Annotated in this window: 20 protein-coding genes, 3 tRNA genes and 1 riboswitch; of the genes, 3 read left to right on the forward strand and 20 right to left on the reverse strand. The window is 61.7% G+C overall.

Features of this window, described 5'->3' with window-relative positions:
• The first annotated feature begins 42 nt into the window (after positions 1–42).
• Complete coding sequence (mepK, locus tag DC363_RS12310) at positions 43–612, forward strand: peptidoglycan L,D-endopeptidase MepK (protein ID WP_108641460.1); 570 nt, start codon at positions 43–45, stop codon at positions 610–612.
• A gap of 94 nt (positions 613–706) precedes the next feature.
• Here the strand turns inward: mepK and DC363_RS12315 are convergent, their stop codons facing one another.
• The 6 genes from DC363_RS12315 to DC363_RS12340 all read right to left on the reverse strand — a co-directional run bounded on the left by DC363_RS12315 (position 707) and on the right by DC363_RS12340 (position 6,643).
• Positions 707–2,161 carry a catalase gene (locus DC363_RS12315; RefSeq protein ID WP_108641461.1) on the reverse strand — a complete coding sequence of 485 codons (1,455 nt, stop codon included), beginning with the start codon at positions 2,159–2,161 and terminating at the stop codon, positions 707–709.
• 131 nt (positions 2,162–2,292) lie between these two features.
• The gene (locus DC363_RS12320; RefSeq protein WP_108641462.1) at positions 2,293–3,045 is read right to left on the reverse strand and encodes an ABC transporter ATP-binding protein; all 753 of its coding nucleotides are present in this window, start codon (positions 3,043–3,045) and stop codon (positions 2,293–2,295) included.
• The gene (locus tag DC363_RS12325; RefSeq protein WP_108641463.1) at positions 3,035–4,039 is read right to left on the reverse strand and encodes a FecCD family ABC transporter permease; all 1,005 of its coding nucleotides are present in this window, start codon (positions 4,037–4,039) and stop codon (positions 3,035–3,037) included. The genes DC363_RS12320 and DC363_RS12325 overlap by 11 nt, the downstream gene beginning before the upstream one ends.
• Before the next feature lie 3 nt (positions 4,040–4,042).
• Entirely contained in the window at positions 4,043–4,975 is a 933-nt protein-coding gene (locus tag DC363_RS12330) for an ABC transporter substrate-binding protein (RefSeq protein ID WP_108641464.1), read from the reverse strand.
• The gene (locus DC363_RS12335) at positions 4,962–5,681 is read right to left on the reverse strand and encodes a (2Fe-2S) ferredoxin domain-containing protein (RefSeq protein WP_196778419.1); all 720 of its coding nucleotides are present in this window, start codon (positions 5,679–5,681) and stop codon (positions 4,962–4,964) included. The genes DC363_RS12330 and DC363_RS12335 overlap by 14 nt, the downstream gene beginning before the upstream one ends.
• Before the next feature lie 87 nt (positions 5,682–5,768).
• A riboswitch (cobalamin riboswitch) is annotated at positions 5,769–5,979 on the reverse strand.
• A 52-nt stretch (positions 5,980–6,031) separates the two neighbouring features.
• Positions 6,032–6,643 (reverse strand): TetR/AcrR family transcriptional regulator, encoded by a 612-nt coding sequence (locus tag DC363_RS12340; RefSeq protein ID WP_108641465.1) that lies wholly within the window; start codon positions 6,641–6,643, stop codon positions 6,032–6,034.
• A gap of 113 nt (positions 6,644–6,756) precedes the next feature.
• Between DC363_RS12340 and DC363_RS12345 the strand changes: the two genes are divergently transcribed.
• Positions 6,757–8,802 carry an NADH:flavin oxidoreductase gene (locus DC363_RS12345; protein ID WP_108641466.1) on the forward strand — a complete coding sequence of 682 codons (2,046 nt, stop codon included), beginning with the start codon at positions 6,757–6,759 and terminating at the stop codon, positions 8,800–8,802.
• Positions 8,803–9,177: 375 nt separating this feature from the next.
• Here DC363_RS12345 and ispG read toward each other — a convergent pair whose 3' ends face one another.
• From ispG to hemA, 3 genes are all read right to left on the reverse strand, one after another.
• Positions 9,178–10,299 (reverse strand): flavodoxin-dependent (E)-4-hydroxy-3-methylbut-2-enyl-diphosphate synthase, encoded by a 1,122-nt coding sequence (ispG, locus tag DC363_RS12350; protein ID WP_108641467.1) that lies wholly within the window; start codon positions 10,297–10,299, stop codon positions 9,178–9,180.
• Between the two features lie 103 nt (positions 10,300–10,402).
• A complete protein-coding gene (locus DC363_RS12355; RefSeq protein ID WP_108641468.1) occupies positions 10,403–11,638 on the reverse strand; it encodes a helix-turn-helix domain-containing protein in 1,236 nt (411 codons plus the stop codon).
• Positions 11,639–11,748: 110 nt separating this feature from the next.
• Positions 11,749–12,972, reverse strand: a complete 1,224-nt coding sequence (hemA, locus tag DC363_RS12360) for a 5-aminolevulinate synthase (protein ID WP_108641469.1) — start codon at positions 12,970–12,972, stop codon at positions 11,749–11,751.
• A 236-nt stretch (positions 12,973–13,208) separates the two neighbouring features.
• On the opposite strand from hemA, the gene DC363_RS12365 reads away from it, so the two are divergent.
• The gene (locus DC363_RS12365; RefSeq protein ID WP_108641470.1) at positions 13,209–14,594 is read left to right on the forward strand and encodes a dipeptidase; all 1,386 of its coding nucleotides are present in this window, start codon (positions 13,209–13,211) and stop codon (positions 14,592–14,594) included.
• A 116-nt stretch (positions 14,595–14,710) separates the two neighbouring features.
• On the opposite strand, the gene DC363_RS12370 is transcribed toward DC363_RS12365, so the two are convergent.
• The 11 genes from DC363_RS12370 to DC363_RS12420 form a co-directional block, all read right to left on the reverse strand.
• Positions 14,711–14,787: transfer RNA gene (locus DC363_RS12370), tRNA-Asp, on the reverse strand.
• Between the two features lie 68 nt (positions 14,788–14,855).
• A tRNA-Asp gene (locus DC363_RS12375) sits at positions 14,856–14,932 on the reverse strand.
• 335 nt (positions 14,933–15,267) lie between these two features.
• Positions 15,268–15,343 (reverse strand) — tRNA-Val (locus tag DC363_RS12380).
• 42 nt (positions 15,344–15,385) lie between these two features.
• On the reverse strand, positions 15,386–15,943 hold the full coding sequence (locus DC363_RS12385) for a histidine phosphatase family protein (RefSeq protein WP_108641471.1): 558 nt from the start codon (positions 15,941–15,943) through the stop codon (positions 15,386–15,388).
• A gap of 231 nt (positions 15,944–16,174) precedes the next feature.
• Complete coding sequence (locus tag DC363_RS12390) at positions 16,175–16,507, reverse strand: hypothetical protein (RefSeq protein ID WP_108641472.1); 333 nt, start codon at positions 16,505–16,507, stop codon at positions 16,175–16,177.
• Positions 16,508–16,712: 205 nt separating this feature from the next.
• A complete protein-coding gene (locus DC363_RS12395) occupies positions 16,713–17,486 on the reverse strand; it encodes a hypothetical protein (RefSeq protein ID WP_108641473.1) in 774 nt (257 codons plus the stop codon).
• A gap of 587 nt (positions 17,487–18,073) precedes the next feature.
• On the reverse strand, positions 18,074–18,787 hold the full coding sequence (locus DC363_RS12400) for a hypothetical protein (protein WP_108641474.1): 714 nt from the start codon (positions 18,785–18,787) through the stop codon (positions 18,074–18,076).
• Between the two features lie 60 nt (positions 18,788–18,847).
• Positions 18,848–19,318, reverse strand: a complete 471-nt coding sequence (locus tag DC363_RS12405) for a hypothetical protein (protein ID WP_108641475.1) — start codon at positions 19,316–19,318, stop codon at positions 18,848–18,850.
• 673 nt (positions 19,319–19,991) lie between these two features.
• Positions 19,992–20,336: a phage tail protein gene (locus DC363_RS12410; protein ID WP_108641476.1), complete on the reverse strand. Its 345-nt coding sequence runs from the start codon at positions 20,334–20,336 to the stop codon at positions 19,992–19,994.
• The gene (locus DC363_RS12415) at positions 20,336–22,684 is read right to left on the reverse strand and encodes a hypothetical protein (protein WP_108641477.1); all 2,349 of its coding nucleotides are present in this window, start codon (positions 22,682–22,684) and stop codon (positions 20,336–20,338) included. The genes DC363_RS12410 and DC363_RS12415 overlap by 1 nt, the downstream gene beginning before the upstream one ends.
• Positions 22,685–22,694: 10 nt before the next feature.
• Positions 22,695–24,353, reverse strand: a complete 1,659-nt coding sequence (locus DC363_RS12420; protein WP_241962994.1) for a terminase large subunit — start codon at positions 24,351–24,353, stop codon at positions 22,695–22,697.
• Positions 24,354–24,355: the final 2 nt, after the last annotated feature.

Here is a 24,355-nt window from a genome sequence, read left to right on the forward strand (position 1 = left end):
TGTTATCACAGACTTACAGGCAAGCGACGGGACAGCGCTACTATGACGACGACATCAGCTTCGAGCATTTCTCGACGCGGCTTGCTGGGCGCTTTTGCAGCGACCGCACTGACAGCCGCACCCACATACTCAAACGCAGCAGGCTTCCTGCGCGGCGGTGGCGACATTCGCCGGCTGCGCATGTATTCGGGCCGCACCGGTGAAAGCATCGACACGATCTACTGGATCGAAGGCCAGTATATCGGTGAGGCGATCAACGAGATCAATCGCTTCTGCCGGGACTGGCGCAATGGTCAGGTGCTGCAGATCGACACACGCACGATCGACATCGTCGCGGCGACGCAGAACCTTCTGGAAACTGACCAGCCCTACACGCTGATTTCCGGCTACCGGTCGCCGCAGACCAACGCGATGCTGCGGGCGAACTCGTCCGGCGTGGCGCGCAATTCGCTGCACCTGCAGGGGAAAGCCGTCGACCTGCGCATGCAGGGCCGCTCGGTCAACCAGATGGCGCGGGCGGCGGCAGCCTGTCGCGCCGGTGGTGTGGGCCGCTATTCCGGTTCCAACTTCGTGCACATGGATTGCGGTCCCGTCCGCGCCTGGGGCAGCTAAGACCCCACGCTGGCGGTTTAACGACGCATTGATGAAAAGGAAGGCCCGGACGATCGCGTCCGGGCCTTTTTTGTCTCATGCGTTGCGGGTCTGGTCAGGGCGCGCGCACGCCCTGCTCCACCCGTTCGCCCAGCGTCTCATCCACGTTGCGCCAATAGGTGAAGGCCCGTTCCAGAACCTTTTCCGACACACCATCGCGCAAATGTCCGACGATGTTGCTCACCAACCGGTCGCGGGCGGCGTCGTCCATGACATCGCGCACCAGCGTGCGGGCCTGCCCCCAATCGTCATCGTCCGGCCGCAGCGTATAGGCCTGCCGCACCATGTCGCCGTCCGCATACCACTGGCCGGCCGTATCGGTGAGCGACGGGTCCGCCGCGGGTCCGCCATAGGAGTTCGGCGCATAGACCGGATCGGACACATTCTCGACCCGCATCGCGCCATCCTTGCTGTAGCTGTGGACCGGAGACTTGGGCCGGTTCACCGGGATCTGCTTGTAGTTCGCCCCCAGCCGCGCGCGGTGCGCGTCGGAATAGGAGAAACCGCGCCCCAGCAACATCTTGTCCGGGCTCAACCCGATGCCACGCACCACGTTGCTGGGCTCGAACGCCGCCTGTTCGATCTCGGTGTGGAAATCCGTGGGGTTGCGGTCGAGCACCAGCTTGCCCACCTCGATCAGCGGATAATCCCCGTGGGGCCAGACCTTGGTGAGGTCGAAGGGATTGAACCGGTAGGTCTTGGCCTCCTCGAAAGGCATGATCTGCATGTGCAGGGTCCAGCTGGGATAATCGCCGTCGCGGATCGCGTTGAACAGGTCCCGGCGGTGGTAATCGGCGTCGGCCCCGGCGAGGCGGTCGGCCTCGTCCTGCGTCAGGAAATCGTTCCCCTGATCGGTCTTGAAATGGTATTTGACCCAGAACTTCTCGCCCGCGGCATTCACCCACATATAGGTGTGGCTGGAGAATCCGTCCATGTGCCGCCATGTCTTGGGAATGCCGCGATCCCCCATGAGCCATGTGACCTGATGGGCGGATTCGGGCGAGAGCGTCCAGAAATCCCACTGCATGTCGTGATCGCGCAAGCCGCTGTCCGCGCGGCGTTTCTGCGAGCGGATGAAATGCTGGAACTTCATCGGGTCGCGCAAAAAGAAGATCGGCGTGTTGTTGCCCACCATGTCGTAATTGCCTTCGCTGGTGTAGAACTTCAGCGAAAAGCCACGGGGGTCGCGCCATGTGTCAGGGCTGCCTTGCTCACCGGCGACCGTGGAGAACCGGCTCAGCACATCGGTTTTCACACCCGGCTGGAACAGGGCAGCGCTGGTGTATTGGCTGACGTCCTGCGTCACCTGAAAATGGCCGAAGGCGCCGGCGCCCTTGGCGTGGGGCTGGCGCTCGGGAATCCGCTCACGGTTGAATTGCGCCATCTGTTCAATGAGATAGTGATCGTTCAGCACGATGGGCCCGTCCGGCCCCACGGTCAACGAGTGCTCATCACTCGCCACTGGCCGCCCCGCATCCGTGGTGGTCGGCTTCTTGGCGTCGTCGGTCATATTGGGTCCTCCCTTTGCCGTCCGGGATCCTTGTGCCCTGCCCGTCGCGGGTCGGGGCCGGTCCGTGGTTCTGGCACGGTCAAGCTTGGCGCATTCGATCGCTTCTGCCAAGTAGGCGCGGCAGCGGCGGCCTAGGGGATCGCCCCCTCGATCCGCATCACCCCGTCGCGCAACGCGCCGTGAATTCGGAACACGTCACGCATGTTGTCTCGGCTGAGCACCTGCGCGGGCGGGCCGCTGGCGACGGCCTCCCCCTCGCGCATCAGGGTCACCGTTTCGCAGTAGCGCGCCGCAAGGGTCAGGTCGTGAAAGGTGGCGATCACGGTTTTGCCGCGCCGCTTGATCTCATCCAACAGCATGATCTGATAGCATAAATCCAGATGGTTCGCCGGTTCGTCCAGAATATAGAGCTCCGGATCCCGGGCAAGGATCTGGGCGATGTGGGTCTTTTGCCGCTCCCCGCCCGAGACCAGCGCAACCTCGGAATCCGCCAGATCGGTCAGACCGGCAAGGCCAAGGGCCGCGTCGATCCGCGCGGCCTTTTGCGCAGGGCTCAGGGGCAGATCCATCAGGCCGATCTCCACCACGTCGCGGATGCTCAGGCCCTGCAGGTTGCCCCCCTCTTGCACCAGCGCGCCCACGGTGCGGGTCCAGTCGGCCCGCCGCCAGTCCTGCAAGGATCGCCCGCCGATGGCGATGGTCCCGGCGTCGAACCCGCGCGCGCGGTAGAGCGTGCGCAAAACGGTGGTCTTGCCCGCGCCGTTCGGCCCCAGCAGCCCGTGAAACCGGCCGCGCGGCACGGTGAGCGAGAAATCCTTGACGCGGGACCGGCCGCCAAGCGTCACCGAGAGGTTTGCAATCTCGATCATCGGGTCAATAGGCATGGCGCACCCGCCGCAGGATCAGGATGAAGGGCGGTGCTGCGAAGATCGCGAGCAGCACTCCCAGCGGCAACTCCTCCGGCGCGAGGATCACACGGCAGAGAAGGTCGACGATCACCAACACCAGCGCCCCCAGAACAAGGCTCAGCGGGATCAGCGCCCGATGCCGCCCGCCCACCAGAAGCCGCGCCATATGCGGCACGATGAGCCCGATGAAGCCGACGATCCCCACGGTGGCGACAGACAGCCCCGCCAGCAAGGCGACAGCGGCAAAAACGAACAGGCGCAGACGGCGGATCGGAAGGCCAAGCGCCATGGCGCGTTCGTCGCCCAGCAGCACCGCATCAAGGCTCTGTGCCCGCGCCAGCGCATAGGCGGTCACAAGACCCAAGGCGATCAGCGGCAACCACAGGTCCGCCCAGCCGATGCCCGCCGCGGTGCCCATGAGCCAGCCCAAGGCCGAGCGCGTGGCCCGCGGGTCGCCGACATACAAAAAGAAGGCGGTGAGCGACTGGAACATCAGCGACACCGCGACCCCGGCCAGAATGACGACCAAAGGCGACATCATCGTGCCCCGTCGGAACGACAGGCCCAGCGTCATCACGAAGGCGCAGACCGCCCCGGCAAAGGCGATAAGCGGGACGCCAAGGGTCGACGCGACCCAGGACGGCAGCCACAAAATGGCCCCTACCGCCGCCGCCGAGGCCCCCGATGACAGCCCCATGAGGTAGGGGTCCGCCAGGGGGTTGTGCAGCACCGTTTGCATCATCACCCCCGCCAGTGCGAGGCTGGCCCCCACCGTCGCGACGGCCAGCACCCGCGGCAAGCGCCAGTCCCACAGGATCAGCGTCAGGCTGCGCGGCGCATCCTCGGCCCCCGTCAGCGCCGCCCACCGCGCCCCCCAAGAGACATCGGCCGTGCCAAAAAACACGCCCGCCAGCAGCGCCAGGATAAGCGCCAGAGCGGCCACGTTGGTCAGGGCAACGGCGCGGGTCATGGCCTAGTCCAGCGCCTCAAGCTGGGTGGCAAGCGCCTGCACCCCATCGACGAACTGCATTCCCAGAACGGTCTGCGAGAACGGGATGGTGACGAAACGCCCTGCGCGCACCGCGTCCAGTTCGGACAGGACGGGATCGGCCTCAAGATAGGCGCGTTTTTCCGCGGCAGACGACCAAGCAGCGTCGATCAGCACGATCAGATCGGGGTTCTCCTGCACCACGCGTTCCCACGCGAGGTTGACCCAGCGCCCTTTCAGATCCGCCGCGATGTTCGTCAGGCCGACGGTTTCCACCAGCACGCCCGGCCCGCCGCAACAGCCCACAGAATAGGGCGTCTTGTCGCCACTGTCGTAGATGAAGGCCCTGCGCCCCTGCCCCGTGTTGGCCTCGGACGCCGAGTCAAGCCGCGCGCGCGTGTCCGCGATGAGGGTGGCGGCGCGCTCTTCAATGCCGAAGATGTCGCCGATCACCTCGATATCGCGCAGGATCGGCGCGGTGCCGGGGGGCGTGTCCTTGGGGTTGGTCCGGTCGCAAGAGGCATCCACCAGGTAGGTGCCGATGCCCAGATCGTGCCAGTCCGCTTCCGCGCCCAAAGCGTCTTCGGAAAAGGCCGAGCCGAAGCCCGCGAACAGAAAATCCGGATCCGCCATCAGGACCACCTCACGCGCGGGGTATTTCTCGGCCAGCACCGGCACGCGGGCATAGGCGTCCTGCCAGCGGGGAAGGATTGCATCGTCAAGATAGGCGGTGCCAACCATCCGGTCCTCAAGCCCCAAAGCAAGCATGACTTCCGTGGCCTGCTGGTTGAGGGTGATCGCCCGCTCGGGCGGAGTTTCAAACACGAAGGTGCCGCCGCAGCTCTCGACGGTGGCCTCTTGCGCCCAGAGGGCGTTCGGCAGGAAAAGTGCAAGGGCCACGGCCTTAGGCAGGTTCATGGAGATCTCCGGTGTTGAAAGTTTCATAGTCGGGAAGCGGCTGGTTGCGCTGCAGCACGGTCTCGGCAAAGCGGCGCACGGCGGTCGCGTCGGGCAGACGGAACCAGCGGCCGGCCGGATAGACGACCACCGTGGGGCCGGCGTTGCAGGGGAACAGGCAGCCGGTCGCGGTCACAAGACAATCGTCGCCGAGCGACAGGCGGTCGAGTTCGGCTTTCAATAGGCCCAGCAGGTCTGGCGCGTCGCGCAGATGGCAGCGTGGGCCGGTGCAGACAAGAATATGGTGCCGGTGCGCGGGCGGGCGGTCCCACCCTTTGCCGTGGCTGCCCTGCACGCGGGGCACGATCGGCTGGCTGGACACCGGCGCGCACGCGATCCGGGCAAGCACCCCGGCGTCACAGGCGACATCATCTGCCAGATGCAGGCGCATCCCCGCAGCCTCGCCGCGCGTCAGCCACTCGCCCGCGGCACCGGGCAGCCACGCCAAAAGGCTTTGCGAAAACGGCAGGCCGACGGGGCGCAGGGTGATCTCGGTCGCCCCGTCCGAGGCAAGCGCGCTTAACGCCTGCCACAGGCCCGCGCCGTCCCGTTCCAGCCGCACCGCACGGCTTGGCCCGTCGGTGGCGGCGCAAAGCCCGTCCATCAAACCGCGCAAGGTCCGGCCGCTCACATAGGATTGCGATATCAGATAAAGCGTTGCCCGCACCCTATGCTCCCGCAGGGCGGGTCGGGCAAACAGGGCATGGTCTGGACGTGGTCCAACATAGCTGTCTCCTCCGGACACCCCGTCCGAATGTGTTAACACCTGATGGCAGGTCTCCTGACTTGCGGGTCCTTGCGTGGCCGACCTTCCCGGGAGCTGTCCCAGTGGTTTTTCGGCTTTGCTAACCGCTCACAGTTGCGGGGGCAGTCACGGTCTTGGCGCCTCTGGGCTCCTCCTCACCGTATTCCCTTTTCATCCCGGCATCACTTGGAATGCCCGGAACCATCGCCGCCATGGTTTGCAGGTTCGCCCGGAAGATGCAAGGCCCCCGGACAGCAGACCGGCAGTGCCGCCTAAAGATGCCGCGCCATGAACCTGCGCACATCCTCGGGGGCCGGTGCCATCCCGGCGAACATCTCCACATAGTGCTGCACCCGCGCCAGTCGCTCGGGGCGGGATTCCTCCACCTGCATGGAGATATAGCCGATCTGCGTGTAGATCACCGTCAGACTGCGCACCTGCGCCTGCTCCGGCGTGAACCCGTGGCGGGCGAACATCCGCGTCAGGGCTGCGATGCGACGGGCGTCGGCATCGTCCAGCCGGGCTTGCAGGGCGCCGTCCACCCGCGCCCAGTTGCGGATCGCGAGATCAAGGCGCGCATCAAAGAGCGACGGGTCCAGCCAGCAGTCCATGACGTTGAACAGCGCCTCGCAAATGGTCGGCGCCGGGCGGTCGCAGCGGGCCACAAGCGTGCCCGTGTTGCGGCTTTCCCAACGGTCGATCAGGGCAAGATGCAGATCGGACAGGTCCGCAAAGAACCAGTAGAACCCGGTCCGCGAGAGGTTCAGCCGCTTGGCAAGCCCCATGACCTTGACCGCCTCGATGCCGTCGGTGACGAGCGTGTTATAGGCCGCGTCAAGCCAGAGTTCGCGCGAGCCGCGCTGCCGGGGATGCGGGGATGTCATGGCGCTATGGTAGAAAACTTGACAGGTGTGTCAATGGCGATGCAGGCTCATATCAGGGTGTATCCAGTCCGGCCCGCGATCCGCCCTGCCCCCTGAATATGCGAGAGATTTCAATGACGAACGATCCCCTCCTCCAGCCGTATCAGCTCAAACACCTGACATTGAAAAACCGGATCATGACCACCAGTCATGAACCCGCATACCCCGAGGACGGGATGCCCAAGGACCGCTACCGGGCGTACCACGAAGAACGCGCGAAGGCGGGCGTGGCGCTGGCGATGACCGCGGGATCGGCCACGGTGTCGAAAGACAGCCCGCCGGTGTTCAACAACATCCTCGCCTACAAGGACGAAGTGGTGCCGTGGATCCGGAACCTGACGGACGGCTGCCACGAACACGGCTGCGCTGTGATGATCCAGCTTACCCATCTGGGGCGGCGGACGACCTGGAACAAGGGCGACTGGCTGCCGTCGGTCTCCTCCTCCCGCCACCGCGAGCCTGCGCATCGCGCCTTCCCGAAGCTGATCGAGGATTGGGACATCGAGCGTATCATCACCGATTTCGCCGACGCGGCCGAACGGATGCAGGCGGGCGGCATGGACGGGATCGAATTGCAGGTTTACGGGCATCTGCTCGATCAGTTCTGGTCGCCCCTGACCAATGATCTGGTCGGTCCCTATGGCGCCGACACGCTCGAGAACCGGATGCGCTTCCCCCTTGATGTGCTGGCTGCGATCCGCAAGCGCGTGGGCGACGACTTCATCGTCGGGTTCCGCTACACCGCAGATGAGGCGCAAAAGGGCGGGATCACCGCCGAGGACGGGCTGAAGATTTCCAAGCGGCTGGCGGAGACCGGACAGCTCGATTTCCTCAACGTCGTGCGGGGGCGAATCCACACCGATCCGGCGATGACCGATCTGATTCCGATTCAGGGGATGAGGAACGCGCCGCATTTGGATTTTGCCGGAGAGGTGCGGAAACTCACCGGGATGCCCACGTTTCACGCAGCCAAAATTCCCGACGTGGCCACCGCGCGGCACGCGGTGGAAGCGGGGCTGCTCGACATGGTGGGCATGACCCGCGCGCATATGGCCGACCCCCATGTGGTGCGCAAGATCATGGAAGGCCGCGAAGAGGATATCCGCCCCTGTGTCGGGGCCACCTATTGCCTTGATCGCATCTATGAAGCCGGGGATGCCCTGTGCATCCACAACGCGGCGACAGGGCGCGAGTTGACCATGCCCCATACGATCCCGCCCGCGCCGCGCCGCCGCAAAGTGGTGATCGTGGGCGCGGGTCCGGCAGGGCTCGAGGCGGCCCGCGTGGCGGCGGAGCGGGGCCATGACGTGACCGTGTTCGAGGCGCAGCCTGACCCCGGCGGCCAGGTGCGCCTGACCGCGCAAAGCCCCCGCCGCCGCGAAATGATCTCGATCATAGCCTGGCGCATGGCGCAATGTGCGGCCCGCGACGTGACCTTCCATTTCAACACCTGGGCCGAGGCCGAAGACGTGACCGCCCTCTCGCCCGACGTGGTCATCATCGCGACTGGCGGCCTGCCCAACACCGAACTGTTCGAAAGCGACAAGGAGGCGGCGCATGTGGTGACCTCGTGGGACATCATCGCCGGAGATGTGAAACCGGCGCAGACGATCCTAATCTACGACGAAGCGGGCGATCACGCGGCGCTGCAAGCGGCCGAAGTCGCTGCGGCTGCGGGATCAACAGTCGAGATCATGACCCCCGACCGCACCTTTGCCCCCGGCGTCATGGCCATGAACCTGGTGCCATACATGCGCAGCCTGCAAGACAAGGATGTGACCTTCACTGTCACCCAGAGGCTGTTGGAGGTCGCACGCCACGGCAATGCGCTCCGCGCGACAATCGGAACGGATTACAGCGACCTGACACGGCAGCAGGACTACGACCAGGTCGTGGTGAACTACGGCACCATGCCGCTGGACGACCTGTATTTCGATCTCAAGCCGCTGAGCATTAATGGCGGGGAAATCGATCATCGGGCGCTGATTGCCGGGGAACCACAGACGGTGACACGCAACGGGGACGGAACCTTCCAGCTTTTCCGCATCGGCGACGCCGTCTCGGCCCGCAACACCCATGCGGCGATCTATGACGCCCTGCGGCTGGTGAAGGACCTGTGATCGCGCCCTGACCCGGCCCCCGGCCTGTCCCCTGCGGGAGCGCGGCGAAGCTCGCAGCTTTATAGACCAAACCTGCGACGAGCCGCACACCTTGGCATCAGGTCATACGCGTGCCCCGTCGTCGGACGGACTGCCACACGCCCCCGCACCGTGGCCACTTAACGCGCGGGTGGATTAGGTATTTGGGAACCAGAGAACGAGGGAGCTGCGCGCGCCTCACCGTCCAGCCCCCGTGCCAGAGGGTCGCCAGGCGCCGTGGCAACGGGGGCCTTCTCCGGTTACGGCCATCGGCTCCTCAGCCTGTTCCGCAGGGCCAGCCTGCAATGACAAGGTTAAGAAGAGGTTACCGCCCCCGCTTCTCTGGTTCTTAAACACCTATTCCGCCGCCGCGGCCGCCGCTTCGAGCTCGGCGGCTTTCGCTTCGACCTGTTCGACGATGTGATCGATCATTTGGTCATTGCCCAGCTTGTGGGACTGTTGACCGGCCAGATAGACCATACCCGCACCGTTGCCGCCGCCCGTGAAGCCCACGTCGGTCATCAAGGCCTCACCGGGGCCGTTGACCACGCAGCCGATGATGCTGAGGCTCATGGGCGTCTTGATGTGCTCCAGACGTTTTTCAAGGATTTCGACCGTCTTGATCACATCGAACCCCTGACGCGCGCAGCTGGGGCAGGAAATGATGTTGACGCCCCGATGCCGCAGCCCGAGGGATTTTAGGATCTCGTAGCCCACGCGCACCTCTTCCACCGGATCGGCGGACAGGCTGACCCGGATCGTATCGCCGATGCCGGCCCAGAGGAGCGAGCCCATGCCGATGGCCGATTTTATCGTGCCGGACATAAGCCCGCCGGCTTCGGTGATGCCAAGGTGGATCGGCGCGTCGGTCACATCGGCCAGCTGTTGATAGGCCGCCGCCGCCATGAAGACATCGGAGGCTTTGCAGCTGATCTTGAATTCGTGGAAGTCGTTGTCCTGCAGGATCTTGATGTGATCCATGCCGGATTCGACCATCGCATCGGGGCACGGCTCGCCGTATTTCTCCAGCAAGTGCCGCTCAAGCGAGCCTGCGTTGACGCCGATGCGGATCGAGCAGTTGTTGTCGCGGGCGGCCTGGATCACCTCGCGCACGCGGGATACAGAGCCGATGTTGCCGGGGTTAATGCGCAGACAGGCCGCGCCCGCCTCGGCGGCTTCGATGCCGCGTTTGTAGTGAAAGTGGATGTCGGCGACGATGGGCACCGGGCTTCCGGCGCAGATCTCTTTCAGCGCGGCTGAGCTGTCCTCGTCCGGGACCGAGACGCGCACAATGTCGGCGCCTGTGTCGGCGGCGGCGCGAATTTGCGCCAACGTAGCTTTCACGTCAGGGGTCAGCGTGTTGGTCATCGTCTGCACGGTGATCGGCGCATCGCCCCCCACCGGCACGTTGCCGACCATGATCTGACGGCTTTTGCGGCGGTGAATGTTGCGCCAGGGTCGGATGTGGTTCAACGACATGGGGATACCTGTAACTGTGCGTTGGCTGCTATCTAGGACCCGCAGGCCGCAGGGGCAACGGGTCAGCCGCGCGGAAAGCGGGAATTGTCCGGGACGGAACCGCCTAGCGCTCGTTCACCACGGGGGCGTTGGTCTGCATCTCGGCCACGCGCACCACCTGCGCCAGATCGCTGTCCGCTTCGATGTCGGCGACCTGATAGCTGCTGGTCAGGTTTTCCGCCGAAAGCGCGAGGTTCGAGGTCACGGCGCCGTTGCGGCCCACGGGGCCGTAGTGTTCGCCGTTCACCGCAAAATAGACCGCGCCGGATTCGCCGATCCGCAGGGTGGCGGGTTCTTCGGTCTGGGGGACGTCGAAGGTGTCGCCAGCGGTCATCACCGCTTCGTAGATCACCGAGCCATCCGGCGCGCGCACCCGCACCCAGGCATCGCGCACGGCGACCAGTTGCACGCCGGGCCGGGGCGGTTCGGTGACTTGCACGGTCGGGGCCGTGTCCGCCGGCGTCTCAGCGGCCTCAACCAGTTGAATGTCGGAGTCGGCCACGGTGTCCATCGCGCCGCCCAAGCGGGGGTCGGCGTTCCGCGGATCACCGCGCCGGGGATCAAGGCTGGCGATGGGCCCGTCGCGGGGCACCAACACGGGCGCGTCAAGGGCTTGCGGCCGGTAGAGACGGTCCAGCGCCTCGGTCGAGGGGGCGCGGAACCCGGCCACCGTCGTCACGCCGGTATCGGCGGCGGGCAAGCCGCCCCCGGCCAGCGGATCAATGTCAGCCACCACGGTTGGGGGATTCTCGACCGGGGCAAGCTGCACCTTCTGCACCTCTTGCAAAACGGTCCAGCCGCCGAAACCGAGCCCGGCGATCAGCACCACAAGCACCATGAGCGAGCCGACTGCACGGGGCTCCACGGCGGCGAACATCGCGTCGTTGGCGGGAATAAAGGGCGTGGCGGGGGCTGCGAAAATATCTTTCTCGGTGCGCACCGGCGCAGGCTTGGGCTTGGCACCCGAAGCCTGTTCGGACATGCCGTGGGCCGTCGCGAAGCCGCTTTCGCGGCAGAAGGTATCGAACGCCCAATCCGGGTCCATGTTCAGATAGCGGGCATAGGAGCGCACGTAGCCGGCAATAAAGCCCGGCGTGTCAAAGGCCGTGGGGTCGGCGTTTTCGATGGCGGCGATATAGGCGGCTTTGATCTTGAGTTCGCGCTGCACGTCCAACAGGCTTTTGCCCATCGTTGCACGTTCCCCGCGCATCAAGTCACCCAGACGAAGTTCGAAAGCGTCGAAGCCGGCCGAATCCTCGACCGGTTCGTCCTTTGCGCGTCTGAACCCGTTTCGGATCATCCGTTAACCTTATTTTCACTGCCCCACCAAGGGCGACCACGATTCGCAATATGGCCGCTTCCTTAGTCTCTTCTTACCATAGCGCAATTCATTTTGCACTCGCAGAGAGATCAGCCGGCCAGGTCGGCACGATTCAGCGCACAATGCGACCACAGTTCATCTAGGGCGCGCACGAGAGAATCCAACTCTTTCGGGCCATGAACCGGTGACGGCGTGAAGCGGAGCCGTTCGGTCCCGCGGGGGACCGTGGGGAAGTTGATCGGCTGGACGTAGATGCCGTGATCCATCAACAGCATGTCCGACAGCTTTTGCGTATGGACCGGATCGCCGACGATCAGCGGAACGATATGGCTGCCATGGTCGATGATCGGCAGCCCGAGCCCGCGCAAGCGGGTCTTGAGGATCGCGGCCTGGGTTTGCTGCGCGTCCCGCCGGGCCTGATCGGTTTTCAGGTGTGCGACACTGGCGGCGGCGCCAGCGGCGACCGCAGGCGGCAGCGAGGTGGTAAAGATAAAGCCGGGCGCATAGGAGCGCACCGCATCGCACATCTTGGCCGAGGCCGCGATATAGCCGCCCATGACGCCAAAGGCCTTGGCCAGCGTGCCGTTGATGATGTCGATCCGGCCCGACAGCCCGTCACGCTCGGCGATGCCGCCGCCGCAGGGGCCATACATGCCCACGGCGTGAACCTCGTCCAGATAGGTCAGCGCGCCGAACTCTTCCGCCAGATCGCAGATCGCCTCAATCGGGCCGAAATCGCCATCCATGGAATAGACCGATTCGAAGGCGATGAGCTTCGGCGCCGCGGGATCGTCCGCTTCGAGCTTGGCGCGCAGATCATCGAGATCGTTGTGCTTGAAAATGCGCTTTTCGCCACCATTGCGCCGGATGCCTTCGATCATGGAGGCGTGATTCAGTGCGTCGGAATAGATGATCAGCCCGGGAAACAGACGCGGCAGGGTCGAAAGCGTCGCATCGTTGGCAATATAGGCGCTGGTGAACAAGAGCGCCTCTTCCTTGCGGTGCAGGTCGGCCAGCTCCGCCTCAAGCCGCTTGTGATAGACCGTGGTGCCCGAGATGTTGCGCGTCCCGCCGGAGCCCGCGCCGGTGGCGTCAAGGGCTTCGTGCATGGCGGCCAGAACCACCGGATGCTGCCCCATGCCCAGATAGTCATTGCCGCACCAGACGGTGATGTCCCGCTTGTCCCCCTCGGGGGTGGTCCAGACGGCGTGGGGATAGTGTCCCTTCTTGCGCTCGATGTCGATGAACGTGCGATAGCGGCCTTCGTCGTGCAGACGGGTCAGGGCTTCGTCGAGTTTCGCGGTGTAGTCCAATGTCTTATCCCTTGTCGTGCAGCAGCAGGGTCATCCGTTCGCGGGATCAGGCCCCAGATACAGGTCGCCCCCCCACCTTGCAAGGGAGCGCCCCGGGCCTGCGTCAAACTGTACCCGATGGGGCCGTTGTTAGACAAGCCAGGGCCCCGCGCCCTTGATCTGGATCAAGGGTTCGGCGGTTGACCCTGCGCGCCCCTGTGACACTGTGGCGGAAAATCACAAACGGAGCTTTTCCCATGACGATTGAACCCGTTCTCAAACAGATCGACCTTGACCTCGACGCCGCGCTCGAGCGGCTGATGGGGCTCTTGAAGATCCAGTCCGTCTCCACCGATCCGGCTTACAAGGACGAGGTGAGCAAGGCCGCCGACTGGCTCGTCGACGATCTGGCCTCGCTCGGCGTGACGGCCACGAAACACGCCACGCCGATGCATCCGATGGTCGTGGGGCACGTGGGCGACGACAGCGACGCTTCGGTGCCGCATCTGCTGTTCTACGGGCATTATGACGTGCAGCCGGTCGATCCGATCGAGCTTTGGGATCACGACCCGTTCAAGCCCTTCATCGAGGACCGCGACGGCAAGAAGGTGATCCGCGGGCGCGGCACCTCGGACGACAAGGGCCAGCTGATGACCTTTATCGAGGCCTGCCGCGCCTGGAAGACCGTGCATGGCACCCTGCCCTGTCGCATCACCTTCCTGTTCGAGGGCGAAGAAGAAACCGGCTCACCTTCGCTGGTGCCTTTCATGGAGAAGCACGCGGACGAGCTGAAAGCCGACATCGCGCTGATCTGCGACACCGGCATGGTCGCCCCCGGCGTGCCCTCCATCGCCAGCCAGTTGCGCGGTATGCTGAAAGACGAGTTCACGCTTTACGGCCCCAAGATGGACCTGCATTCGGGCCATTACGGCGGACCGGCGGTCAATCCGCTCAAGGAAATCAGCCGCATCGTGGCGTCGTTCCATGACGATGATGGTCGCGTGGCGGTTGAGGGGTTCTATGACGATGTGATCGACATCGGCGACAATCTCAAATCCCAGTGGGAGACCTGCGGCTTTGATGAGGCCGAATACATGGAGAACGCCGGGCTGACCGAATCTGCGGGCGAAAAGGACTATTCCATCCTCGAGCAGCAATGGTCGCGCCCGACGCTTGAGGTGAATGGCCTCTGGGGCGGCTATCAGGGCGCCGGCTCGAAAACCGTGATCCCGGCCGAGGCCCATTGCAAAATCACCTGCCGACTGGTGGGCGATATGGACCCTGACGACATCCGCGTGAAACTGCGCAAACACGTTGAGGACCGTTTGCGGTTCGGAACGACCGTGTCCTGGGACAATGATCTCGAAGGCGCGCCGGCGTCGGTCATGAACACAGACCGTGCGGAGTTCGAACAGGCGCGGCAGGCCCTGTCCGACGAATGGGACCGCGAGGCGGTCTTCGTGGGCATGGGCGGGTCGATCCCGATCGCAGGGCTCTTCAAGACCGTGCTCGACATGGACGCCATGCTGATCGGCTTTGCCGCCGAAGACGACCGCATCCACTCCCCGAACGAGAAATACGATGTGGAGTCGTTCCACAAGGGAATCCGCTCCTGGGCGCGCGTGCTGGCCGCGCTGAGCTGACCCCAAGAACCGCCGGACGCAGCCTCGCGTTGCGTTCGGCCAATCAACACAAACGAGCTACAACAGTCCGCAACCGACTGTTTCAACGCGATATATCTGCTTTTGATGGGGGAAAGTGGCGCGGTTGACGGGGCTCGAACCCGCGACCTCCGGCGTGACAGGCCGGCACTCTAACCAGCTGAGCTACAACCGCGCAATGATCTACCCGATCCGGGGCCTGACCCTCAGGCGGGGGCCCGGTCCTCGGGCGGGGGACAGCGGTGGCGCGGTTGACGGGGCTCGAACCCGCGACCTCCGGCGTGACAGGCCGGCACTCTAACCAACTGAGCTACAACCGCCCACTGTCCGTTGACGTGTATCAACGTGAGGTGCTTCTAGGCAGGCCCGCCCCCCCCGTCAAGCAGGAAGCCGCGCGAAATGCAGCTTTTCTTTCCCACTGCGGAATTTCGTGCTGGCGACCCCGCCCTCACCGCTCCGCAAGCCGTCATTTTGCAATACAAACCAACAACACGAAGCCCCCCCGGACCCCGGCCCGGCCACCCGACCCCGGCCTTCTCTGGTTCAAAAATACCTATAACCCCACGCCCGCCCCAAACGCACCGCCCACGGCAGGACAACGCCGCCATACGCGGCCGGACAAGCTGAATTTTTGCCGAGGAAGTTCGCAGGGAAATGGTGGGTCGTGAGAGGCTCGAACTCCCGACATCTTCGGTGTAAACGAAGCGCTCTACCAACTGAGCTAACGACCCGTTGGGGCAGCATTTAGGGCAAGGCTCGGGGCGTTGCAAGCCTTACGTGAGCAATTCCTGCACCCCGTCTTTCAGGTGATACACTCCGCCCTGCCCGCCATTTGGCGAGGGCGAGTCGAGCACCTGATCGCCGATCACTGTCGCGCGGAGCATCCGGCTGGTGATTCCATGGGTCACAATGACCGCGGGCCCCTGCAACTCGGCCAGAAACGCTTCAACGCGGGCGCGCACGGCGGCGGTGCCCTCGCCCCCCGGCGCCATGTCATATTGCGCCAGATAGGGGTCCGGCCCCTCGCCCGGCGGCAGCTCGTGGCGCAAGCGGCCGGCCCAGTCCCCGACGCCGATCTCGCGCAGGCGGACGTCGGTGTGAATCGCCTCGGCCATGGGACAGGCGAGCCCCGCGGTCTGGATCGCGCGCCCGGCGGGGCTGCACCAGAACGCGAATCCCTCAAGGTCGCGCTCGGCCAGAATCGCGCCCTGACGGCGGGCATGCTCCAGCCCTTTGGGGGTCAGCGGCGAATTGAGCCAGCCCTGCATGCGATCTTCGGCATTCCACAGGGTTTCACCGTGGCGCAGGATATAGAGTTCGGGGAAGGTCATAACGCCCAGGTTTATGAAACAGGCTTAAACAGCGCAGCGGAGCGCCCGTCAGTCTCGAGAAGAGCGGGGAAATGGTGGGTGATAAGAGATTTGAATTCTTGTTAAAGTCATACATTTCAATGACTTACACCTACTTTTGTAACCATGTAACCGCCTATAAAATGGACCAAGTGACGTAGCGTCAGGCAAAGCAATCCCGCCGGTTGATCCCCGGCGGGCATCACTAACAAACTATCGACACCCACGCGCCAACTTCACCCGGTCGATCTCGTTAATTCGGCCCCTCGCTACGCCGATAGCGGCTTCTTTGTCATTGCCTGACATGCTGGATACAGGAAGCCCGATCAGGAAGACGCCGATTGCATCGCTGTTCGCAGCAGACCGTTGCTCAGCTTCAACCCCTGCGAGCTGTTGCGTAATTTGAAGACGTTCTGCTGCTAGTTGCGAGCAAGAATAACTTCCGTAGGGGTTTCCAGATACAGGGATTGCCGCAATATTCTCTGGCTGTTTTGCACAGGCAGCAAGGGTCACGAGAACGGCGGAAGAAAGTAAAAAGCGACGCATAATCTGTCCTTGTTGAAGATGTAGAAAGATCAATGAGCCATTTTCCGCCTATAGCTGCAACCTTTAACTGGCGTTCCGCTACAAGTTGACCGCGATGCGGTGCTCCGGGTGCGCAGTTGGCATCAGAAGCCCATAGCGGAAACAAATATGTATGAGAATACCCGCCGGGGTGATCCGGCGGGTTGCTTTGGTCAGGTCGTCGTGGTCAAGGGTGTTGTGCGGCTTCGCTTAGGTCCAGCTCTTCCACGACAAGCTCAAGCTCAAGCTCTTCGGCCTCGCGGTCGGGCGCTTCATCGGGCGCTGCATCATCCTTGATCCCAAGGGCAGTCTGAAACGCCTCACCGAATGCCTCTGGCCCGCTGCTTCTCAACAAATCTTTGAGTGTATCTACAGCGAAGCTGTCCAGAGATTTGAGGCATTCTTCGACATCTTTGATCCGCTTGCGCTTCGCCGCTTGAAGTTTCGCTCGCTCCGCTTCCCTGCGTTCTTCTTGTTTAGCTAGTTGCTCCGGCGTGGGCTGGTTTTCTTCTGCCTTATCTGCGCGTTCCTGTGCTTTCGCCTTCTTCTTCGCTTCTTTCAGGGCATCAAGGTGCGCTTCAATCTCATTACGAGGCGGTTTTTCTGGGTTCGTGATCATCGCAAGGACTTCATCACGTTCAGAAGTTTCCAGTGCCGCGATCTTGTAAATCAATCGCAACGGCAAATGCGACACGCGTGTCGCATTTGAACCTGCGAGGTTTTCAGCCAACAATCGATAACGCTGTGCTGTTCGTGGGGCCAGACTAATCTCGTTCTCAACCCAGTTAAGGTAGTAGGCGTGTGGCAGCTTTTTTTTGAAGGCGTTCAGAATCGTGCCGATCCCGATCAGACTATCCAACGACTTGACCTGGCATTTCCGAATGGCCGCAACGGCTTCATCGCACTTCGATCGAAGCTCTGGTGAAATTGTGGGCGACTCGTTCTGGTTCGCTTGGGGCATTGTGTCTCTCCTTTCATGGACACTTCTCCTTATAACAAGCCGGCGCTGGCTCTGCGTAAGATCGCTGAAAAAAGTCTGGTAGTGTCAGGCGGCGGTCCCTTCCCTCACCCGCTCAGGCCACACGCCGCCGATCTCTCCCAAGGCTTCGATCAGGGCGCTACGTGGGCAAAGCGACGGTGCCGGATGCAAGATGGCCTGTAGCAACGCTTCATAGTCTGCGTTGGGCAGGTAGTGGGCTTTGGGGTTTGGGGTTTGGTCCGGCATGCGTGGCGCTCCATCAGGTTTTTGCTGCCGGTAGAATCTCGCAATAGAGGCGGCGCGGCAAGCCCCAACGATCAGTTAACCCATTGTTTTTAAGTAAGTAAATACTGACTTATCAGGGGTAACACCAGCTTTCGACGCGGCACTTACTAAGCACGAAAGCTGGTGTGGGAGGGGTGATTGCCGGGGATGTGTCAATTTCGACAAAACCACACCCCCGGCGAGAACAACGCTACCCCTAGCGCATGTTGCATAAATAGCACAGGTGGGCATGGGGTGGCAATCTCTTTCTGTGTCTGAAATGCAGCGAAGTTCGGGTTGTCCTCTTACGGCGCAAGGGCGGGATTACGCTTTTTTTCGCGCTTAGCATGAAGTTCTTTTAGACCAGCTTCGATCTGTTCAGGGGTCCAGCCAGCCAATTTCTTGTTCCGCCTGTATTCCCGGTCTGCGCTAGCGTCTTTTGTTTCTTGGCTGGCATTCTTGGCGCGGTGTCTCGCTTGATACTCAGCATTCTTCTTTCGAGCATTTTCAGCTTGAGCTTCGGGGCTGCGCCGATATTCGCGAATTCCTTCTTCACCCCTCTCAATAGCCATCTCAGCCGCATACTTAGCGCGACGATATTCATTCCATAGCTCAGGGTTGTCGCGCCGATACTGCTCAATCTCTTTACGTGTTCGGCCAGCCATTCCATATCTGTAGTCGTCTGGATGCTTTTTCGGCTTTGCTGCCTGATTGGTCTTAAATTCGGCCTTGCCCTTTTCGCGCTTCGCCTTCTTCTCTGCCTCTAGGTTTTGCCGCCAAGCCTGCATGATCGTGACCGAAAGCTTTAATTCTGCGTTCTGCTGCTCTGCCAACAATATCAGCTTATCAAGATCAGCTAGTTCGTCGGGCGTCATAGGTTCGTCGGCCTTGGCTTGCCCCCCGTGGTTATCGACTAAAGGCTTATCTAAATCGAGGTCGTTCAACAAATTAACCAAATCAGGATCTGAAGCGACAGTTTCGCGTGGCAGTTCACGTTCTCGCGTGCTATAAGTGGACATAGTGTGAATAGACTCCTTGAGGGGTTCGGGGTGACGTTGGCGCGTCACCCCTTTTCAGTTTTAGTTGTCGAATTTCGCTGCTTCGGCGTCGAGAAGGTCGGCAAACTCGTGCGCCAAATCGGGCGCCCAAGTCTTTTTGACGCCGCCCAAGGGAATGGTGATCGTGACGCCGCGCCCTTGTCTTGAAATCTCGTAATCGTGATCAAGATTCATGAACACTTTGGACGTGTGCGAACCATCGGCATAGGTGCGCACCACCTCGGCTAGCTCTTTAGCCGCCGACGGTGCAAAGCCGATCGGAATCTGATCGTCGAAGGCTACTGCGATGCCATCTGTGGCGCGGCGCACTTGCACTTGCGGAATGCCGTGGCTGATCATGCCTTGGTTCTGAGCAAATTTGATGAGATGGCCGATGGCGGCTGACAAAGGCGCGTGCTGCGCAGCGGCAAACTCTTCGAGCTGGATCTTCCGCTCTCCCCCGATGTGTATCTTCGTGGAAGTCAGGGCTGACTTCGTGGGCTTCGTAATCATGGTGTTTCCTTGCATGGGACAATGTGAGCCGGAACGGCCCTTGACAGACAAGGTAATACGGAACTAATGGTTTGTCAACAAGTCATTAAAAATCAATCCGTTATGAAAAGAGGTAACAAGATCGCCCCCCCAAGTGTGCGTAAGGGAATCTTGAGTGCGAAAGGGGAAAATATGCGTAAGGGGTTTTCGATCATCTTTACTTAAACTAAAAACCTTAAGCTCTAAACTTTCTCTTTAAGAGAAGAGCGGTTACGAAAACCCCTTACGCATAAAACAGGCATATCCTCATACTCGCCGCTATCGCGGCTCCCTGCGCGGCCTGTCGGCCTTGCTCCCGAGCTAGCGCTCGGGAACCGGAAGAGACACCCATCCCGGAAGAGGTTTAGAGAATGAACCTGTCTCGGCATGCAAGAAACCCTCTCGGTCATGAAGAAACCCTCTCGGCCCACAAGAACCTGTCTCGGCTCGGTTAAGCGCCCCGGCTCTCGCACCCAAGTGTGCCGGTTGCCACCAGACAGGCCCACACAGACTCACAGAGGCACCGTAGGATTCGAAGTCGCTTCATTTCGGCCTGACCCACCCTGAAACCAAGGCGGCTCTCTACGGGCTTCTCAGCGCCTCTTCTGAATCCTGTCAAATGCGACACGTGTGTCGCATTTGAAGCTACGGACGATCAGAAAGAGAAGTCTTGGCGTAGCTTCGCGGTGAAGGTCTGCGGGGTCTTGGTCGTCGATGACCACTCTTTGCAGGTCCACCGCACGGGCGTGGCGAACCCGTAGGGCTGATAGAGGAACGCCTTGTAGCCACCATGCGCCCGGAAGAACGCTTCGAGTTCTTCGCGCTGTGCTGGCGTGATCCCGTTCCACTTGAGCGCCACCACCTCTCGGATATGGTTCAGGCCAGCCGGTCCAGCCTGCGTGTAGCCGTCGCCAAATTCGGCGGTGCGCAAGTTCACTTGGGGCGTGATCGTTCCGGCTGGTGATGGGGCAATCGAGGGTGCGAAGGTCTGCAAAGCCATTACCGCTTCCCCCGGTTCAGCATGTTACCCGGGCGCATTTGCCGCCCGATCTCGGTAACTACGGTGCGGCGCATGGAGTTCTCCATTTCCTTTGCCATCTTTTTCGCCAGGTCGTCGTTCTGTTCGGGTGTTCCGGCGCTGCCTTCGACGGTCACAGGCGCATTGATCGTGATCGGCCCTGTAGCGGCGCTGGCACCGCCCTTAGAAGCTGTTGCCGCCTTTGCTGCCCCCACGAGGCCACCGGATGCGTAGCCCTTCTGTGCGGCGCTGTGCAGCGCTGCCAGATTATCCGCACCTATGGCGGTAGTGGCCTGCTTGCTGAACACCCATTCGCCGCGATGCACAATCCCAGCCGGTTCGTATTTGCCACCGTTGCCGGTGTAGCCGCCTTGAGCAAATCCACCGCCGATAACCTTGAACACTGTGCCAAGCCATCCGGTTGCCCCTTCGGCGGCTTCCATCATGCGCTTCTGTAAGCTCAGTTTCAGGATTTGCAGGATCAAGCGGCCTACAGCCTGTTCAGCCGTAAGTGCACCAGACGCCATGCCGGTGAACACGTCTGTGATGGACTGTGCGCCGCGCTGTGACGCCTCTTGCACTTCCCTGATCTTATCGGCGGCAAGGTCGGCGGCACTGGACGCAGCAACATACTCTTGCGCCAACTGGTCGATCTGTGTGCGTAATTCTGGCGTATCTGCCATTCCAGACTTCACAGCGGCATTCAACAAGTCTGCTTTCGATCGCGCAAGGTCCATTGCATCCCCACGCCGCGCTTGGGCGTCTGTCACGTTCAACAGCGCTTCGGCTTCCAATCGCAAGGCGGCTGTCTCTTCGGCAATGCTTTCAAGCTCACGGTCCCAATCGGATTGCCGGGCGGATGCACCGCCACCACCACCGCCCGTGCTGCCTGTGCTTGGTGTGCTGATGCTCACTGGCGGCAAACCAAAGTCGATATCGTTTGGGGCAGACCTTGGCCGTGGTGAAGTCTTGGGCGCGTTGGATGGACCACCACTCAGATCATCGTCGGATGGATTGCCAGAACCAAGGGTATCGGCACCGGCACTTGCCATCGGGATATTGTTCACAGCGTCTGCGGCTGCGACGGCCCAACGCGCCACGGTCTCAATGGCAGACGAAACACCACCCAGCCGGTTTACCAGCCCATCAAATGACACACCAGCAACGTCACCAAGGCCACCAGCCGCTTGCGCTGCCATCCCCATCGTTTCATGCAGCGCTTCGGTCATGTCGTCGGCGCTGATTTTCCCATCGCGGAATTCTGCGGTAACACCTGAGACTTCGTTTGCGAAGTCAGAGAAGATCATCGCCGCGCCGGTGCGCCCTTGTTCCAGCAAAGCGGCGCTAATATCCCGCAATTCAGCTTCCAAGAGGTCGCTCTGCGCTGTCAGCGTCGAATAGATTGCTTCTAGCTCTATCGCGCTGCCTTGCAGGTCTTGCAGATTATCAACGCCGTGATCTGGGGAAATATCTGCGGCGCCCAGTTGGCCCAGCCGATCTAGGTTTGCCTCAAGGTCTGCAATCTCACCGTCGATTACACCGAAGTAAGTTGCCGCGCTCACTGTGCCGCGCCGGAACAGGGTCGCTACTTTCGCTTCTACCTGTGCAAACTTCCGATCAAGCTCAGCCGCCTTGGCAACTGCTTCGTCGTCCAGAACCACACCAAGGCGCTGTGCCTCTCCGATGGTGCGCCGGATACCGGCTTCACCTTGGCTCAGTAGCTGCACAAATTGCTCACCCGCGCTGCCGCCGAAAAGCTCGTCTGCGATCCGGATTTGCGCGGCTGTGTCCAAACCCTCCATGCGCCCGATGATCTCAAGCAACATGGCGCTTGGGTCTTCCAGCTTCCGGGCCACGTCATCGGCACTGTAGCCTAGCCGGTCAAAGGCTTCGGCGGCTGGCCCCTTGCCGGTGATTGCAAACTCATCCCCGCGCAGGTTCAGTTCCTTCAAGCCATCAATCATCTGATCAATGCCGACGCGGTTCTGCTGTGCCACATACTTCCATTGTTGAAACGATTGCAGGGACACGCCTGATCGTTTGGCTTCATCGCCAAGCTGCGCAACGGCGCGTGTGGTCTCTCGGATGCTGCGCACTGTCGCTGCACCGGCAATCCCTGCCAGCAACGGGCCCGTCATCTTTGTAAAGCTGGCGGCAACAGATTTACCCATTGTGGCGTAAGTCGCGTTGATCCGGTTGGCAGATTGCTTTGCGCGGCGTTCCATTGTGCCGCTTGCTTTGCGTTGGGCCACGTTGGCTCTGGCAAGGCCGCGTTCCAGTTTGTCGATACGTGCTTCTACATCAACGATCAGGCTTGGAAGTTCAGACATCGGGGTCTCCTTAGAAAATGAAAAGCCCTTCGGCCTCTGGTGTGTTGTATTGGGATTGATTGGTTTCGGCGGCACAGGCACGGGAAACAGCCATTGCCGCTGCAATTGCACCGTCGATCCGGTCAGTTTTCTTGCCTTTGTGCATCCGGATCAGGCCGCTTGTGGCGTTGCGACTGGCGACAACAGAATCAAAGTGCTGGCGAAGGGCCGCGTGTTCCTCGTGCCGGATCAGTTCGCCGTTCACCGTGCGCTCAAGATCACCAGCGGCAACGCCCATGTTTAGGGGCGTCTGGCGATACTCAAAGACGGGCAAGCTGGCGTCGTGCAGGTTCTGCATCAAGCGACGGGCAAGGTGCGGATCAACCGCGATCTCTTCTACCTGATAGGTCGCGCACAGGTCTTTGATCTGGTCTTCGATCACAGCCGGATCAATGATCGGCCCGTCGATCACATGGATCAAACCTTCGTCGCGCCATTGCTCATAGGGCAATCCGTCACGATCTGCGCGGCCCGCTAGATCATCGCCCGGCACAAATAGCCACGGGTGAACCGTGATCTGCCCGTCTTCGTGCCGCCACGCCGCAACCACGGCGGTCAGGTCGCCAGACAGTGACATATCAACGCCAAGGTAACAGGGATGCGCCTCAAGCTCTGCGAGGTCTGTTTCAAACGTGCGGCGATCATAGACCGCCATATCGAACAGCGGATCACGGCTGTTTGCCTGCCACACATTCAGGTTGAATTGCAGAAATGCAGCTTTGTCGGTTGGCCGGTGTTCGGCCTCTTTTGCCAGTGCGCGTAGCCCTTCAAGCGACGGGAACCCTTGCGGCAAGCCGGGATTGGCTTTGTGCCAGACGCCTTCGTCTTGCCAATCGTCTTCGGGTTCTGCTTGGAACAAAATGGGCAGGTAAGCGGGGTTGTCGATCTCACCAGAAGCCACACGTCGTGCATAGTTGTATTGTTCAGCGGCAAGGTTCTCAGCGCCGCGCCCCGCTGTTGTCGCGATCACGGTAAGGCTGTCATCAACCTTGGCTGCACCGGAACGTAAGGCTTCCCAAAGGTCGCGGCCTTTCCAAATGTGGATTTCGTCGATCAGCGTGAACGTGGGGGTAAGGCCATGCGCCGCCCCGCCATCACTGGACAGGGTTTTGAGCGTGACGCTTTCAGCGTTGAACACGATTTGTTTGGGCGCGTTGTAAGCGTCATAGATGCGCGTGGCCGCGACAAGGCGCTTGTCCATCCGAACGATATTAGCGGCTTCACGAAAGCCAATGCCGGCCTGATCCCGATCAGCCGCCGCAAACAGCACTTGGCCGGCAGGTTCACGCTCTGGACCGATGGTGTGCAGCAAGGCGAGTGCAGCGGCCAAGGATGTTTTCCGGTTGCCGCGTGGCATAAGCAAAAACACGTTCTGCACGATCCTGCGGCCATCCTCGTGCCGTGGCCCATAAATCCGGCGCACGATCCGTTCCTGCCAAGGGGCAAGCTCGAAAGCGTTTCTTGGTGCTGTGCTATTTGGGTGCTTCAGCGCCTTCAGGAAACGCACTGCCCTGTCACCATAACCGAAGGGATCGGGGATCTCGGACCCGTCATAAATCCACGCGGGGAACGTGTTCACCTTCTCGGCGGATTCCGTCGGTGGTTTGGGTATGGGCAACAGCGCGTTCACGT

Source organism: Thalassorhabdomicrobium marinisediminis (genome assembly GCF_003072065.1).
In the GTDB taxonomy this organism is placed as follows: Bacteria; Pseudomonadota; Alphaproteobacteria; order Rhodobacterales; family Rhodobacteraceae; genus Octadecabacter; species Octadecabacter marinisediminis.

What these genes read in the sequence shown, in the direction of transcription:
- mepK (WP_108641460.1), top strand. Translation starts at nt 43, where the DNA reads ATGACGACGACATCAGCTTCGAGCATTTCTCGACGCGGCTTGCTGGGC.
- DC363_RS12315 (WP_108641461.1), bottom strand. Translation starts at nt 2,161, where the DNA reads ATGACCGACGACGCCAAGAAGCCGACCACCACGGATGCGGGGCGGCCA.
- DC363_RS12320 (WP_108641462.1), bottom strand. Translation starts at nt 3,045, where the DNA reads ATGCCTATTGACCCGATGATCGAGATTGCAAACCTCTCGGTGACGCTT.
- DC363_RS12325 (WP_108641463.1), bottom strand. Translation starts at nt 4,039, where the DNA reads ATGACCCGCGCCGTTGCCCTGACCAACGTGGCCGCTCTGGCGCTTATC.
- DC363_RS12330 (WP_108641464.1), bottom strand. Translation starts at nt 4,975, where the DNA reads ATGAACCTGCCTAAGGCCGTGGCCCTTGCACTTTTCCTGCCGAACGCC.
- DC363_RS12340 (WP_108641465.1), bottom strand. Translation starts at nt 6,643, where the DNA reads ATGACATCCCCGCATCCCCGGCAGCGCGGCTCGCGCGAACTCTGGCTT.
- DC363_RS12345 (WP_108641466.1), top strand. Translation starts at nt 6,757, where the DNA reads ATGACGAACGATCCCCTCCTCCAGCCGTATCAGCTCAAACACCTGACA.
- ispG (WP_108641467.1), bottom strand. Translation starts at nt 10,299, where the DNA reads ATGTCGTTGAACCACATCCGACCCTGGCGCAACATTCACCGCCGCAAA.
- DC363_RS12355 (WP_108641468.1), bottom strand. Translation starts at nt 11,638, where the DNA reads ATGATCCGAAACGGGTTCAGACGCGCAAAGGACGAACCGGTCGAGGAT.
- DC363_RS12365 (WP_108641470.1), top strand. Translation starts at nt 13,209, where the DNA reads ATGACGATTGAACCCGTTCTCAAACAGATCGACCTTGACCTCGACGCC.
- DC363_RS12385 (WP_108641471.1), bottom strand. Translation starts at nt 15,943, where the DNA reads ATGACCTTCCCCGAACTCTATATCCTGCGCCACGGTGAAACCCTGTGG.
- DC363_RS12390 (WP_108641472.1), bottom strand. Translation starts at nt 16,507, where the DNA reads ATGCGTCGCTTTTTACTTTCTTCCGCCGTTCTCGTGACCCTTGCTGCC.
- DC363_RS12395 (WP_108641473.1), bottom strand. Translation starts at nt 17,486, where the DNA reads ATGCCCCAAGCGAACCAGAACGAGTCGCCCACAATTTCACCAGAGCTT.
- DC363_RS12400 (WP_108641474.1), bottom strand. Translation starts at nt 18,787, where the DNA reads ATGTCCACTTATAGCACGCGAGAACGTGAACTGCCACGCGAAACTGTC.
- DC363_RS12405 (WP_108641475.1), bottom strand. Translation starts at nt 19,318, where the DNA reads ATGATTACGAAGCCCACGAAGTCAGCCCTGACTTCCACGAAGATACAC.
- DC363_RS12410 (WP_108641476.1), bottom strand. Translation starts at nt 20,336, where the DNA reads ATGGCTTTGCAGACCTTCGCACCCTCGATTGCCCCATCACCAGCCGGA.
- DC363_RS12415 (WP_108641477.1), bottom strand. Translation starts at nt 22,684, where the DNA reads ATGTCTGAACTTCCAAGCCTGATCGTTGATGTAGAAGCACGTATCGAC.